The 13,060-nt window shown below is 70.4% G+C and carries 12 protein-coding genes; 3 read left to right on the top strand and 9 right to left on the bottom strand.

Translation table 11 applies throughout. The features are described 5' to 3' along the window. Positions 1 to 35: 35 nt before the first annotated feature. Positions 36 to 1,190, bottom strand: coding sequence for an acyl-CoA dehydrogenase family protein (locus QFW96_RS03950; protein ID WP_281454129.1), 1,155 nt, complete (start codon positions 1,188 to 1,190; stop codon positions 36 to 38). 81 nt (positions 1,191 to 1,271) lie between these two features. On the opposite strand from QFW96_RS03950, the gene QFW96_RS03945 reads away from it, so the two are divergent. Continuing rightward, positions 1,272 to 2,036 carry an SDR family NAD(P)-dependent oxidoreductase gene (locus QFW96_RS03945; protein ID WP_281454128.1) on the top strand — a complete coding sequence of 255 codons (765 nt, stop codon included), beginning with the start codon at positions 1,272 to 1,274 and terminating at the stop codon, positions 2,034 to 2,036. 45 nt (positions 2,037 to 2,081) lie between these two features. Here the strand turns inward: QFW96_RS03945 and QFW96_RS03940 are convergent, their stop codons facing one another. Genes QFW96_RS03940 through QFW96_RS03905 form a run of 8 tightly spaced genes read right to left on the bottom strand, consistent with a single transcriptional unit; the run spans position 2,082 to position 10,945 of the window. After that, positions 2,082 to 3,308: a CaiB/BaiF CoA transferase family protein gene (locus tag QFW96_RS03940; RefSeq protein ID WP_281454127.1), complete on the bottom strand. Its 1,227-nt coding sequence runs from the start codon at positions 3,306 to 3,308 to the stop codon at positions 2,082 to 2,084. 27 nt (positions 3,309 to 3,335) lie between these two features. Further along, the gene (locus QFW96_RS03935) at positions 3,336 to 4,805 is read right to left on the bottom strand and encodes an aldehyde dehydrogenase family protein (protein ID WP_281454126.1); all 1,470 of its coding nucleotides are present in this window, start codon (positions 4,803 to 4,805) and stop codon (positions 3,336 to 3,338) included. Continuing rightward, positions 4,802 to 5,269 carry a MaoC family dehydratase gene (locus tag QFW96_RS03930; protein ID WP_281454125.1) on the bottom strand — a complete coding sequence of 156 codons (468 nt, stop codon included), beginning with the start codon at positions 5,267 to 5,269 and terminating at the stop codon, positions 4,802 to 4,804. Before QFW96_RS03930 ends, QFW96_RS03935 begins: the two co-directional genes overlap by 4 nt. A 1-nt stretch (position 5,270) precedes the next feature. Further along, entirely contained in the window at positions 5,271 to 6,158 is an 888-nt protein-coding gene (locus tag QFW96_RS03925; RefSeq protein WP_281454124.1) for an HpcH/HpaI aldolase/citrate lyase family protein, read from the bottom strand. After that, on the bottom strand, positions 6,158 to 7,324 hold the full coding sequence (locus tag QFW96_RS03920) for an acyl-CoA dehydrogenase family protein (protein ID WP_281454123.1): 1,167 nt from the start codon (positions 7,322 to 7,324) through the stop codon (positions 6,158 to 6,160). The genes QFW96_RS03925 and QFW96_RS03920 overlap by 1 nt, the downstream gene beginning before the upstream one ends. Beyond that, complete coding sequence (locus QFW96_RS03915; RefSeq protein WP_281454122.1) at positions 7,308 to 8,960, bottom strand: AMP-binding protein; 1,653 nt, start codon at positions 8,958 to 8,960, stop codon at positions 7,308 to 7,310. Before QFW96_RS03915 ends, QFW96_RS03920 begins: the two co-directional genes overlap by 17 nt. Before the next feature lie 22 nt (positions 8,961 to 8,982). Further along, the gene (locus QFW96_RS03910) at positions 8,983 to 9,756 is read right to left on the bottom strand and encodes an SDR family NAD(P)-dependent oxidoreductase (protein ID WP_281454121.1); all 774 of its coding nucleotides are present in this window, start codon (positions 9,754 to 9,756) and stop codon (positions 8,983 to 8,985) included. A 25-nt stretch (positions 9,757 to 9,781) separates the two neighbouring features. Further along, on the bottom strand, positions 9,782 to 10,945 hold the full coding sequence (locus tag QFW96_RS03905; RefSeq protein WP_281454120.1) for an acyl-CoA dehydrogenase family protein: 1,164 nt from the start codon (positions 10,943 to 10,945) through the stop codon (positions 9,782 to 9,784). 136 nt (positions 10,946 to 11,081) lie between these two features. On the opposite strand from QFW96_RS03905, the gene QFW96_RS03900 reads away from it, so the two are divergent. Continuing rightward, entirely contained in the window at positions 11,082 to 12,254 is a 1,173-nt protein-coding gene (locus QFW96_RS03900) for a thiolase family protein (RefSeq protein ID WP_281454119.1), read from the top strand. A gap of 38 nt (positions 12,255 to 12,292) precedes the next feature. Further along, positions 12,293 to 13,051: an SDR family NAD(P)-dependent oxidoreductase gene (locus QFW96_RS03895; RefSeq protein ID WP_281454118.1), complete on the top strand. Its 759-nt coding sequence runs from the start codon at positions 12,293 to 12,295 to the stop codon at positions 13,049 to 13,051. Positions 13,052 to 13,060 lie beyond the last annotated feature (9 nt).

Below are 13,060 nucleotides of genomic sequence, written 5' to 3'. Positions count from 1 at the left end.
ACCGGCGAACCGGACGACGGCGCGTTTCGGTGCGGTCACCGGGTCAGGCCCTTCACGAGCTGCTTGGCCAGCGAGTCGAGGATGACCTCGGTGGAGCCCTCGTAGATCCGCATCGGACGCGCTTCCCGGTACAACCGCTCGATCTTGCTGCCCTGGACGAGGCCGAACCGGCCCATCGTCTGGACCGACCGGTCGACCACGCGCCCGGCGATCTCGGTCGCCCCGACCTTCGCCATGGACGACAGGTGCAGGTTCGCCAGCGGGTCGCGCGCCGCGGCCTCCGCGGCGCGGTAGGTCAGCGAGCGGGCCATCTCGATCTCGGTCCACGACGTCGCCAAGCTGCCCGGCACGGAGCCCAGCCGGGCCAGGTTCACGCCGAACTGCTCGCGTCCCGCGGCGTGCCGGACGGCTTCCTCCAGCGCGGCGGTGGCGAGCCCGACCGCCGCGCCCGCGACCGACACCCGGAAGGTCGCCAGGGTCGAGAGCACCAGGGTGAACCCCTCCCCCGGCGCCCCGAGCCGGTGGCTCGCCGGAACCCGGACCTCGTCGAGCACCACGTCACCGAGCACGTGCGGTGCGATGATCTGGTGGGGCTTGGCCACCGACACCCCGTCGGTGGCGGCGGGCACCAGCGCCAGCGAGTAGCTCTCGCCCTCGCGCGCCAGCACGCAGTAGAAGTCCGCGTCACCGGCGTTGGTGATGAACGACTTCCGCCCGTTGAGGACGAGTTCGCCGTCGCGCTGCTCCAGCGTCGTCGACAACGCCTTCAGGTCCGACCCCACGTCGGGTTCGGTGAGGGCCAGCGCGGCGATCGCTTCCAGCCGGCCGACCGCGGGCAGCCACTCGCGGCGAACCGCGTCGCCGCCCCCGGCGCTGATCGCGTAGCTGCCGATCCCCTGCATGCCCAGCAGCGAGTCGAGGTGCGCGCTCTCGGCTGCGAACGCCTCCCGCGCCAGGGTGACGGCGAGCGAGTCGACCCGCTCGTAGCGGCCCCCGAACTCCGCCGGGACCATGATCGAACCGATGCCGCTGGCGGCGAGGCGCTTGCGCATCTCCGGATCGATGTCGCCGGCTTCGTCGGCCCGCTCGGCGATGTCGCGCACGGACACCGCGAACTCACGGGCTTCCCGTTGCAGCGCACGGTACTTCTCCGACAGCTCGAACAGCCGTCCATCCTCCGCGTCAGCCACCGCAGCTCCTTCGACTTCCGGCATATTTATGATTACCATAACAAGGAATTTTCCCGCGTCAACTTACGCCGAGGTGACCTCATGACCTTCGATCCGACCAGTGCGTTCGACCTCAGCGGCCGCGTGGCGATGGTGACCGGCGGCAGCCGGGGGCTGGGCAAGGCCATCGCCCTGGGGCTGGCCAGGTCGGGCGCCGACGTGATCATCTCCAGCCGCAAGCAGGAAGCCTGCGAGCAAGCCGCCTCCGAAGTGGAGCGCGAGACAGGCCGCAAGGCGTACCCGATCAGCGCGCACGTCGGCCGGTGGGACCGGCTGGACGAGCTCGTCGACGACGTCTACCAGCGGGTCGGGAAGGTCGACGTGCTGGTCAACAACGCGGGGATGTCGCCGCTCTACGAGAGCGTCGAAGGCATCACCGAGGAGTTGTTCGACAAGGTCATCGCGGTCAACCTCAAGGGACCGTTCCGGCTTTCGGCCCTGGTGGGCAGCAAGATGGCCGACGGTGCCGGAGGGTCGATCATCAACATCAGCAGCGCGGCCGCCACCCGCCCGCGGCCGTCGGTGCTGCCCTACGCCGCCGCCAAGGCCGGTCTGAACGCGATCACCACCGGCTTCGCGCACACCTTCGGCCCGTCGGTGCGCTGCAACGCCATCATGGCCGGGACCTTCCACACCGACGTCAGCGCGTCCTGGGATCCCGCCGAGTTCGCCGCCCGAGCCCAGCGCTTCGCGCTGCAACGCGGCGGCCGGCCGGACGAGATCGTGGGCATGGCCGTGTACCTGGCGTCCGACGCCTCCAGCTACACCACCGGCGCGGTGCTCGCCGTCGACGGCGGGCAGCCGTAGCAGCCCCGGCCGGGCCCACCGCAGGGCGGGCCCGGCCGGGACCGGTCACCCCGGAACGTCGCCGCGTCCGGTGATCACACCCCCGGCGACGAGTTCCCCCAGCTCGTCCCCGGAGAGCCCCAGCCCCTCCCCCAGCACCTCGTGGGTGTGCTCGCCGACGAGGGGCACGCCGTCGTAGGCCGGTCCCCGATAGCCGGAGAGGTGCAGCACCGGGCCGGGCGTCATCACCGAATCCCAACCGCCGGGGCCGGTGATGCTCATCAGGGAGCGCTCCAGGAAGTGCGGGTCCACGACGATGTCGGAGGCGTCGTTGACGGGCGCGCACACCACTTCGTGCTCCTCCAGGACGGCGAGAGCCTCGTCCCTGGGCAGCGATTCGACCCAGTCGCTGACGTGCTTCTGCAGCAGTTCGTCGTGCTCCAGCCGGGCGGGCCCGGTGGCGAACCTCGGGTCCTCGATCATGCCCGGCTGCCCCATCGCGGTGAACAGCCGCGTCGCGATCACCTGGTTCGACGCCGCGATCGACAGGAACTTGCCGTCGGCCGACCGGTAGATGCCGCGCGGGGACGCGGCGCCGGTCGAGTTGCCGATGCGGCCCTGCACCTCGCCGAGCCCGGTGTACTTCAGCACCATGTCGCCGACGATGAACAGCAGCGGCTCGTACAGCGCGACGTCGACGACCTCGCCCTGTCCCGTGCGCTCCCTGCGGAACAACGACATCGCCGTGCCCATCGCCGCCGAGATGCCCGCGATGGAATCCGCGAACCCGAACGGAGGCGAGGTCGGGGGGTGCTCGGGCCAGCCGTTGATGTGGGCGAACCCGCTGGCCGTCTCCGCCACGGTGCCGAAACCGGGCCGGTTCCGGTACGGCCCGGTCTGACCGAAGCCCGAGATCCTGGTGAGCACCAGGCTCGGGTTCTGCTCGCTGAGCACGTCGTAGCCGAGCCCCCAGCCCTCCAGCCGCCCCGGCCGGAACGACTCGACGACCACGTCCACCTCGGCGGCCAAGCGCCGCACCAGGTCACGGCCGCCCGACTGGCGGAGGTCGATGCCCACGGAGCGCTTGCCGCTGTTGAGGCGGCCGAACCCGAGCGAGAGGCCGTCCTTCTGCGGCACCCACTGGCGGGCGTAGTCACCGTTCACCGGGTCTTCCGCCTTGATGACCTCGGCGCCGAAATCGCGCAGCATCCGCCCCGCGGTCGGCGCGGCGTAGCCGGCGCCGAGTTCGAGCACGCGCACACCGGCCAGCGGCGCGTCACCGGTTCCTGACATGACCCCTCCCCTTCGATCGCCCGCGCACTACACGCGCCACTGGACGTGCCTGGGCTCCAGGTACTCGTGGATGCCCCACTCGCCGATCTCCCGGCCGACGCCGGATCTCCCGGAGCCGCCGAACGGCGCGTCCGGCCGCATCGCGCCACCGCCGTTGATCCACACGGTTCCGGCGCGCAACCGCTCGGCGACGCGCTTGCCCTCGTCGAGGTCCGGCGTCCAGACGTTGGCCGCCAGCCCGAAGGCGGTGTCGTTGGCCAGGTCGATGGCCTCCTCGGCGTCCCGGAACGGGAGCACGACGGCCACCGGGCCGAAGATCTCCTGCTGCACGGCCCGCGCGGCGTGCGGCAGGTCGCCCAGCAGCACGGGGTTGATGAAGTAGCCCTTGTCCGGCACCGGCCGGTCGACGGACAGCAGGACCCGGCCGCCCTCGTCGAGCGAGCCGTCGACGAAGCTCTGCACCCGGTCGCGGTGCTCCGGCCGGATCATCGGCCCGATGTTGGTCTTCGGGTCCCACGGGTCGCCGACGTGCATCTGGTCGAACGCCCCCGCGCTCGCGGCCAGGAACCGGTCGTACAGGTCGTCGTGCACCAGCAGCCGGGCCAGCGCGGCGCACCCCTGGCCGCCGTTGCGCGACCAGCGCAGGTGCATCTCCTCGGCGAACGACTCGACCTCGCAGCCGGGCAGCACGATGCTGGCCGACTTCCCGCCGAGTTCGAGGGTCACGCCGCTGAGGTTCGCGGCCGCCTGCTCCATGATCTTCGCGCCGACCGCGTCGGACCCGGTGAAGGAGACCTTGTCCACCCCCGGGTGCGAGGACAGCCGCCGCCCCACCTCGGCGTCGCCGACGATCACGTTGAACACGCCGTCCGGCAGGTCCGCCTCGCGGCTGAGCTCACCGAGCAGCAGGGTGGTCAGCGGCGTGCGCGGCGAGGGCAGCAGCACCACCGTGCAGCCCGCGGCCAGCGCCGCGCCGAACTTGAAGATGGCCAGGTTGAGCGGGTAGTTGTAGCCGGTGATCGCCGCGACGACGCCCACCGGGTAGTGGGAGACCTCGCTGATGGTCGGCACCGGCTGGTCGTAGCCGCCGAGGTCCACGGTGCGGTCCTTCTTGGCCGCCTCGGCCTGCCAGCGCAGGTGCCCCAGCCCCATCTTGACCTGGAGCCCCTCGGCCAGCGACACCGGCGTGCCGACCTCGTTGACGATCGACCCGAGCAGGTCGTCGACGCGGCTCTCCAGCACGTCGACCAGCCGGTGGATGGCCGCCGAGCGCTGCTCCGGCTTGAGCGCCGCCCAGCCCCCGAAGGCGTCCCGCGCGGCGCGGACCGCCTGGTCGACCTGCTCCGCGGAGGCGCCGCCGACCTCGGCCAGGACCTCCTCGGTGGCCGGGTTGACGACGTCCCAGCGCTGCCCGGCCGGCTGCACCGGCTTGTTGGCGATGGTCAGCGTGCGCACGTCGGGCACGTAGTTGCGCAGCGACTCAGGTGTCCTGGTCATCGAGCACCCTCCTCTTCCTGTTTCTTCGCCATCAAGCCGACTCGGTGCAGCAGGCAGACGAGCGTGTCGTGCTGGTTGAAGCCGCGGTGCTCGAACCACACGATCCCGGAGTCGTCGCGGCTGCTGGACTCCCGCTTGTTCAGGATCGTCGTCTCGGCGCGCAGGGTGTCGCCGTGGAACACCGGGTGCGGGAACTCGATCTTGTCGTAACCGAGGTTGCCGAGGGTGGTCCCCATCGTCAGCTCCGGCACGTGGAACGCCCCGATCAGCGCGACCGTGAACAGGCTGTTGACCACCCTCGCCCCGTGCACGCTCTTCTTGGCGAACTCCTCGTCGAGGTGCAGCGGCTGCAGGTTCATGGTCAGCGAGGTGAACATGACGTTGTCCATCTCGGTGACCGTGCGGGTGAACGGATGTTGGTACTCCGCACCGATCTCGAACTCCTCGAAGTACAGACCGCGCATGTCAGTCCCCGATTCCCGCGATGGCTTCGGCCCGCGCGAGCCATTCCACCGCCTTGTCGTAGTGTGCTTTGTCGATGTGCAGGCCGCGGTAGCGCAGCGCCCCCGTGCCCTCGGCCTGGGCCTTCTCGTACGCCTCGACGAGCCCCCGGTGGAACGCCACGTCCTCAGTGGACGGGGAGAACACCTCGTTGATCGCGGCGACGTGGCTCGGGTGGATCGCGATCATGCCTCGGAAGCCGAGCTGCCTGCCGCGCGCGGCGAACTCGCGCAGGCCGTCCAGGTTCGCGAGGTCCTCCCACAACCCGGTCAGCGCGTGGATCCCGGCTTCCCGGCACGCCAGGAGGATCCGGCTGCGGTGGTACAGCGTTTCGGTCCCCTCGGGGGTCCACTCGTAGCCGACGGCCTTGGCGATGTCGGCGTGCTCGGCGGTCGGGCCGATCATCGCTCCCACTCTCGGCGACGCCGTCGCGATCTCCAGGCAGCCGTGGATCGCGCGGACCGTTTCGACCGGCACGATGTACTCCAGGCCGGAAACCCCGTTGCGCTCCTCGAAGTGGTCCAGCAGCGCGTCGTAGCGCAGCACGTCGGTGCTCCGCTCGATCTTCGGCGCGAAGACGCCGGTCAGGCCGGGCACGACGACCTTCTCCAGGTCACCACCGGTGAGCCGGGTGTCCAGCGGGTTGACCCGCACGAACAGGCCGACCTCGCTGCCGGATTCCCGGACCCGCCGGATGGATCCGGCGACCGCGTCCCGCGCGGCGACCTTCTCCCCGGAGGGCACGGAATCCTCCAGGTCGAGCACGATCGCGTCCGCGTTGGCCTGCAACGCCTTGTCGACCCACGTCGTGCGGTGGCCGGGGAGGAACAGCACGGAACGGTAAGGGCGCATCAGTAGCTCCTCGGCAGGCCGAGCACGTGCTCGGCCACGTAGTTGAGCACCATCTCCTGGCTGATCGGCGCGATGCGCATCAGCCGCGCTTCCCGGAAGTACCGCTCGATGTGGTACTCCTTCGAGTAGCCGTACCCACCGTGCGCGCTCAGGGCCGCGTCGGCGGCGAAGAAACCGGCCTCCGCGGCGAGGAACTTCGCCTCGTTCGCGTCCTTGCCGCTGGGCTCGTCGTTGTCGATCAGCCACGCCGCGCGCTGGCACACCAGGTCCGCAGCGTCCAGCTGGACCAGCGCACGCGCGAGCGGATGCGAGATGGCCTGGTTCTGCCCGATGGGACGGCCGAACACCGTGCGGTCCTTGGCGTAGGTCGTCGCCCGGCGCAGCGCCGCCCGCCCGATCCCGATCGAGGCGTTGGCCGAGATGACGCGTTCGGCGTTGAGCCCGGCGAGGATGGCGCGGAAGCCCTTGCCGACCTCGCCGATCACGTCCGATTCGGGGACGAACAGGTCGTCGATGAACAGCTCGTTGGTGTCGACGGCGTTGCGCCCCAGCTTCGGGATCTTGCGCACCGTCACGCGTTCGCGGTCCATCGGCGCGAAGAACAGCGTCATCCCGTCCGTCCGCTTCCGGCCGTCCTCCCGCGGGGCCGTCCGGCACAGGATGATCAGCCGCTCGGCCTCCTGGGCCTTGGTGATCCAGACCTTCTTCCCGGAGATCGACCAGCCTCCTTCGACCTTCGTCGCGAAGGTCGAGATGGTGGTGGTGTCGGTGCCGGCATCCGGTTCGGTGACGGCGAACGAGACGTGCAGATCCCCCTCGACGAGCCGCGGGAGGAACCGCTTCTTCAGGTCCTCGCTGCCGTGCTTGATGATCGACTCGAACCCGAAGATTCCGATGTGGACGGCGCTGCACCCGTTCATCCCCGCGCCCGAGGCCGCGATCTCCTGCTCGACGATCGCGGCCTCGGTGACGCCCAGGCCACCACCCCCGTACTCCGCGGGCACGGTCAGACCGAGCCAGCCACCGTCGACCACGGCCTTGTAGAAGTCCCAGGGGAACTCCTCGTCCCGGTCGTGCTGGGCCCAGTACTCGTCGGGGAATCGCGCGCACAGCGCGCGCACCGCCTCCCGGATGTCCGAATGCGTCGTGTCAACGCTGAAGTCCATGTGCGTTCTCCTGGCGATCGAAGGTGTCCGGCGCGATCCCCTCCTCGCGCAGCACCGCCTTGCGCACCTTCTCCGAAGGCGTTTTCGGCAGCGCATCGACGAACCGGACGAAGCGGGGCGTGGCGAACTCGGGAATGCGGCCCTTGCACCAGTCGATGACCTCGCCGGGCTCGACGGGTTCGGTGGTGACGATGGCGGCGAGGACCTCGTCCTCGCCCGCTTCGACCTCGGCCGGGACGCCGATCACCGCGCACTCGGCGACCGCCGGGTGCCCGAGGATCGCCTGCTCCACCTCGTAGGAGCTGATGTTCTCCCCGCGCCGGCGCAGCGCGTCCTTGTAGCGGTCGACGAAGTAGAACCACCCGTCGGCGTCCTTGCGCAACGCGTCTCCCGTGTGGAACCACAGGTTTCGCCACGCCTCGACGGTCTTCTCGGGCATCCCGTAGTAGCCCATGCTGCACGTCCACGGGTGCTTCGGGCGCACCACGAGCTCACCGATCTCGCCGACCGGCACCTCGTGATCGGTCTCCGGGTCGACCAGCCGGATGTCGAACCAGTCCGCCGCCTGCAGACCCGCCGCTCCGGGCGGGCGCTCGACGCCGTACGGCGACATGATCGGGGCGCAGGTCTCGGTGAGCCCGAACGCGTCGACGAACGCCTCGATGCCGTAGCGCTCCCGGAACTCCGCCGCGATCGAACTCGCCGTGGGCGCGGCGTAGACGCACCGGAGCTCGTTGTCCCGGTCGTCCGGCCGGGGCGGCTGCTTCCACGCGAAGTCCATCATGACACCGACGAAGTTGGTCACCGTCACGCCGGACTCGCGGACCTGGTCGATCCACCGGCTGGCGCTGAACTTCGGCCGCACCACGGCGCCGGCACCGGCGACCAGCGCCGGGTACACCGCCATGAACTGGGCGTTCCCGTGGAACAGCGGCGTGGTGGTGAGGTAGGTGTCCTCCGGGGTGAGCCGGGTCAGGGACACGACGATCTGCGCGAAGAAGTACAACTGCGAGTGCGGCATCGCCACGCCCTTGGACGGGCCCGTGGTGCCGGAGGTGAAGAAGATCGCGCCGAGGTCCTGCGGCCGGGGCGCCGGCAGGTCCAGCACCGGCCCCTCTTCGAGCTCGTCCCACAGGTCGGCTTCCCAGCCCCCGCGCCGCAGCACCTCCACGGCTTCCTGCCCGCGCCCGGTGTCGATCACCCAGAAGTGCTCGATGCCCCGCGCGTGCTCGGCGATCGCGACGAACCTCTCGGCGAAGGTGTCGTCGACGACCGCCCACCGCGCCCCCACGGTCACCACCTGGTGCCGCAGGAACTCACCTTCGTAGTTGGTGTTGATCGGTACTTCGACCAGTCCACCCACCGCGGCGGCGAACCAGCTGCGCACCAGCCGGGAGGAGTTCGCGGCCATGATGATCAGCCGATCTCCGGGCTCCGCGCCGGTCTTGATCAGCGAGCCGGAGATCCGTTGCGCCGAGGACAGCGTCTCGGCGTAGGTCCAGCTCAGCCCTTCCTCCGGCGTCATCAGGAACGTCGCGTCCGGCCGCTCCTGGGCGTGGTGCCGCAGGACGGTGCTGAGCGTCCAGTCCGCCGGGTCGGCGAACGTGGGAACGAGATCGCGGTAAACCCGGGTCATGCTCGGCCTCCACAGTGAGTCGCTACTTCGCGGTCAACCCGCCGTCGACCGGGATGGTGACGCCGGTGACGTAGCTCGCGTCGTCGCTGAGCAGGAAGGCGATCACCGCCGCGACCTCCTCGGGTTCCGCGCCCCGGCCGAGCGGGATCCCGCCGACGAAGTCCTTGGTCAGCTCGGAGACGTCGGCTCCGGGCTCCCGGCCGAAGAACTGGGCCAGCATCGGGGTGTGCACGGTGCCCGGGCACACCACGTTGACGCGCACCCCGTCCGGCGCGCCGTTGAGCGCCAACGACCGCGCGAAGGGCACGAGCGCTCCCTTGGTCAGCGAGTAGATCGGGCTGAACGGCGAGCCCACCAGCGCCGAGGTCGACGAGGTCATCGTGATGGAGCCGGTGCCGCCCGCGGCTTTGAGCAGGTCGAAGCCGAGAGTGCAGGTGTAGTAGGCGCTCTTGACGTTCACGTCGACGTTGGTCGCCCACTGCTCGTCGGACACCTCGAGCCCGGCGGGGCCGGGCATGCCGACCTGCGCGTGCAGCGCGTGCAGCACACCGCGCTCGTCGCGAACGCGGTCGAACAGGGCGCGCAGGCTGTCGTTGTCGGTCGCGTCGACCTGCTGCGCGACGGCGCTGCCCCCGGCCGCCACGATCTCCTTCGCCACCGCCTCGGCGGCGTCGGCACCGAGGTCGGCGACGTACACGTGTGCGCCTTCCTCGGCCAGGCGCAGCGAGATGGACCGGCCCATGCCGGATCCACCACCGACGACGGCGGCGGTGCGGTTGTCGAAGCGGCGTGTCATGAGTGTTTCCCTTCCGTTGAACCGGTCAGCGGCGCTGGTCGAAGGAGCGGCCGAGCATTTCGGAGACGATGCGGATGCGCTGCATCGCCGGAGTGCCTCCGGCCAGCGCCCACCCGTGCGAGTCGCGGTGCAGCCGCTCCAGGCCGAACTCCTCGGTGTAGCCGTTCCCGCCGTGCAGCTGCATGGCGAGATCGGTGACCCGCTTGGCCATTTCGTTCGCGGTGCACTTGGCCAGCGACACGTCGAGCGAGTTCGGCAGGTTCTCGCCGACGCCGGCCGCCGCGCGCTGGATGAGCAAGCGGGCCGCCTCGACCTGCAGCAGCATGTCCGCCAGCGTCATCTGGACGTTCTGGAACTCCACGAGCGGCTTGCCGAACTGGTCGCGCTCCTGCACGTAGCGCTTGGTCCGATCGAGCGCCGCCTGCCCCAGCGCGAGGCTCATCGTGGCGTTTCCCAGGCGTTCGATGGAGAACGCGCCGAAGAGCTCGCGGAAGCGCCCCGGACCGAGCACCAGGTTCTCCGCGGGGACCTCGACGTCGTCGAAGCGGATGTCGGCCGACGGGATGCCGCGGAAGCCCATCAGCCGTTCGCGCTCGCCGAAGCTCACGCCCGGCCGGTCGGCTTCGACGATCACCGCGCCGATGGCCTTCGACCCGGGTTCGTCGTTCATGCGCGCGTAGACGAGGTAGTGATCGGCTTCGCCGCCGTTGGAGATCCACCGCTTCGAACCGCTGACCACCACCTTGTCGCCCTCGACGACGGCCTTGGTCTTCATGTCGGTGGCGGCCGAGCCCGCGTCCGGTTCCGAGATCGCGACGGCCAGCGTCGCCTCGCCGCTGATGATCGGCGGCAGGAAGCGCTCGCGCTGTTCCTCGCTGCCGAGCCTCGCGACGACCTGCGCCGGTCCGGTGTTGGACTCGAAGACCTGGAACGCCGCGGGACGGCATTCCTTGGCCAGCTCCTCGATGACGGTCAGCGCGTGCTGCAGCGGTGCGCCGCCACCACCGTGCCGTTCCGGGAGCGCGATGCCGAGGAGTCCCAGTTCTCCCAGGTAGCGCCGCTCCTCGTGGGGAAAGGCGGTCCGCTCGCGGTCCCATTCCTCCGCGCGCGGGGCGTAGCGCTCCGCGGCGAGTTTGGCCGCGACCTCCTTCAGCGCGCGCTGTTCGTCGGCATCGATTGCGGATCCCACTGGCCCACCACCCTCATTTTATCGTAATCATCATAATAGTCTTACCGGTAGCGCGGTCAAGCTTGCTCCTCCGGTCGGCCAGCGTGCAAGATGCAGTTGTCTCTAATTATCATCATCATAGTTTAGGGAGGCGGCAATGGGCCGTGCGGTGATCGTCGACGCGGTCCGCTCCCCGATGGGGCGCGGCAAGGCCACCGGCGCGCTGGCCGGGTTGCATCCGGTGGACCTGCTCGCGCAGGTCCTCAGCCGGCTCGTGGCCCGCAACGACCTCGACCCCGGGCTGATCGACGACGTGCTCGTCGGCTGCGTCGGCCAGGTCGGCGAGCAGTCCGCCACCCCCGGTCGCCAGGCGGTGCTCGCGGCGGGCTTCCCCACGCACGTGCCTTCCGCGACGATCGAGCGCAAGTGCGGTTCCGGGCAGCAGGCGATCGACTTCGCTGTTCAGGGAGTGCGAGCGGGCGCGTACGACATCGCCATCGCCGCGGGCGTGGAGTCGATGAGCCGGGTGCCGATGGGGTCCGCGCGCGGCGACGCCGATCCGCACGGCCCGGAGGTGCGCGCTCGGTTCCCCGGGCTCGTGCCCCAGGGCATCTCCGCCGAGCTCGTGGCCGCGAAGTGGAAGCTCAGCCGCTCCGAGCTCGACGAGTACGCGGCCCGCTCGCACGAGCGCGCCGCCGCCGCGCCCTTCGGCGACGAGATCGTGCCGGTCACGACTCCGGACGGCGCCGAGGTCGTGGCCGACGAGACCATCCGCGAGGGCACCACACCGGAACGGCTCGGCCGGCTGGCCCCCGCCTTCGCGCGGGAGCCCCACCTGGACGACTTCCCCGACCTGGACTGGATGATCACGGCGGGCAACTCGTCGCAGATCACCGACGGTGCCAGCGCGCTTCTCGTGATGTCCGAGGAGCGCGCCACCTCGCTGGGCCTGCGGCCCCGCGCGGCGCTGGTGGCCTCGGCCGTGGTCGGCGACGACCCGACGCTCATGCTCACGGGCCCGATCCCCGCCACGCACGCCGTGCACGCTCGATCCGGGCTGTCGCCCGACGACATCGCCGCCTTCGAGGTCAACGAAGCCTTCGCGTCGGTCCCGCTCGCCTGGCAGCGGGAGATCGGGGTGCCCGACGACCGGCTCAACCCCTGCGGCGGCGCGATCGCGCTGGGGCACCCGCTCGGCGCGTCCGGCTGCCGACTGATGACCACGCTGATCAACCACCTGGAACGCACCGGCGGCCGGTACGGCCTCCAGACCATGTGCGAAGCCGGTGGCATGGCCAACGCCGCGATCGTCGAGAACCTGTCCGCGTAGCGCTGGAAGCCGGAACAACGAGTGAGAGCGGGAGAGAAATGAAGCTGGACAACGCGACGGCCGTCGTCACCGGGGGCGCCTCCGGTCTCGGCCTGGCCACCGCGCGCCGGTTCGTCGAACGAGGCGTGCCCACGGTGATCATCGACCTGCCCACCTCCGACGGCGAACGGGTCGCGAAGGAACTGGGCGACTCGGCCCGCTTCGGTCCTGCCGACGTCGCTGACGCCGACGCCGTGAACCGGGCGCTCGACCTGGCCGAGGGCCCGATCCGCGCGCTGGTGCACTGCGCCGGCCGCGGTGGAACGGTGCGCGTGGTCGAACGGGACGGCCAACCCGGATCTCTGGAGTCCTACGAGTCGATCGTGCGCACGAACCTCGTCGGCTCGTTCAACGTGCTCCGGCTGACCGCGGCCCGGATGGTGGCCAACGAGCCGGTCGACGGCGAGCGCGGAGCCTGCGTGCTCACCGCCTCGGTCGCGGCGTGGGAGGGCCAGATCGGCCAGATCCCCTACGCCTCGGCGAAATCCGGGGTGGTGGGCATGACGCTCGTCGCGGCCCGCGACCTCGCGCGCAAGCTGGTCCGCGTGTGCTCCATCGCCCCCGGCACCTTCGACACGCCCATCCTGTCCCGGTTCTCCGACGAGATCCGCGACGGGTTGGCGAAGCAGACGCCGCACCCGCAACGCCTGGGAGATCCGGACGAGTTCGCCGCGCTCGCCCACCACATCATCGACAACCCGATGCTCAACGGCGAGACGGTCCGCCTCGACGGCGCGATCCGGATGCCACCGAAATGAGGAGTGCAG

The organism is Saccharopolyspora ipomoeae, from assembly GCF_029952525.1.
GTDB lineage: Bacteria > Actinomycetota > Actinomycetes > Mycobacteriales > Pseudonocardiaceae > Saccharopolyspora > Saccharopolyspora ipomoeae.
Note: the sequence above shows the minus strand (reverse complement) of the source record. Positions and strands in the feature narration are given on the sequence as shown.

Bases quoted from the DNA above. Each gene is read 5' to 3' on its own strand.
- QFW96_RS03945 (WP_281454128.1), top strand. From the start codon at position 1,272: ATGACCTTCGATCCGACCAGTGCGTTCGACCTCAGCGGCCGCGTGGCG.
- QFW96_RS03940 (WP_281454127.1), bottom strand. From the start codon at position 3,308: ATGTCAGGAACCGGTGACGCGCCGCTGGCCGGTGTGCGCGTGCTCGAA.
- QFW96_RS03935 (WP_281454126.1), bottom strand. From the start codon at position 4,805: ATGACCAGGACACCTGAGTCGCTGCGCAACTACGTGCCCGACGTGCGC.
- QFW96_RS03930 (WP_281454125.1), bottom strand. From the start codon at position 5,269: ATGCGCGGTCTGTACTTCGAGGAGTTCGAGATCGGTGCGGAGTACCAA.
- QFW96_RS03925 (WP_281454124.1), bottom strand. From the start codon at position 6,158: ATGCGCCCTTACCGTTCCGTGCTGTTCCTCCCCGGCCACCGCACGACG.
- QFW96_RS03920 (WP_281454123.1), bottom strand. From the start codon at position 7,324: ATGGACTTCAGCGTTGACACGACGCATTCGGACATCCGGGAGGCGGTG.
- QFW96_RS03915 (WP_281454122.1), bottom strand. From the start codon at position 8,960: ATGACCCGGGTTTACCGCGATCTCGTTCCCACGTTCGCCGACCCGGCG.
- QFW96_RS03910 (WP_281454121.1), bottom strand. From the start codon at position 9,756: ATGACACGCCGCTTCGACAACCGCACCGCCGCCGTCGTCGGTGGTGGA.
- QFW96_RS03900 (WP_281454119.1), top strand. From the start codon at position 11,082: ATGGGCCGTGCGGTGATCGTCGACGCGGTCCGCTCCCCGATGGGGCGC.
- QFW96_RS03895 (WP_281454118.1), top strand. From the start codon at position 12,293: ATGAAGCTGGACAACGCGACGGCCGTCGTCACCGGGGGCGCCTCCGGT.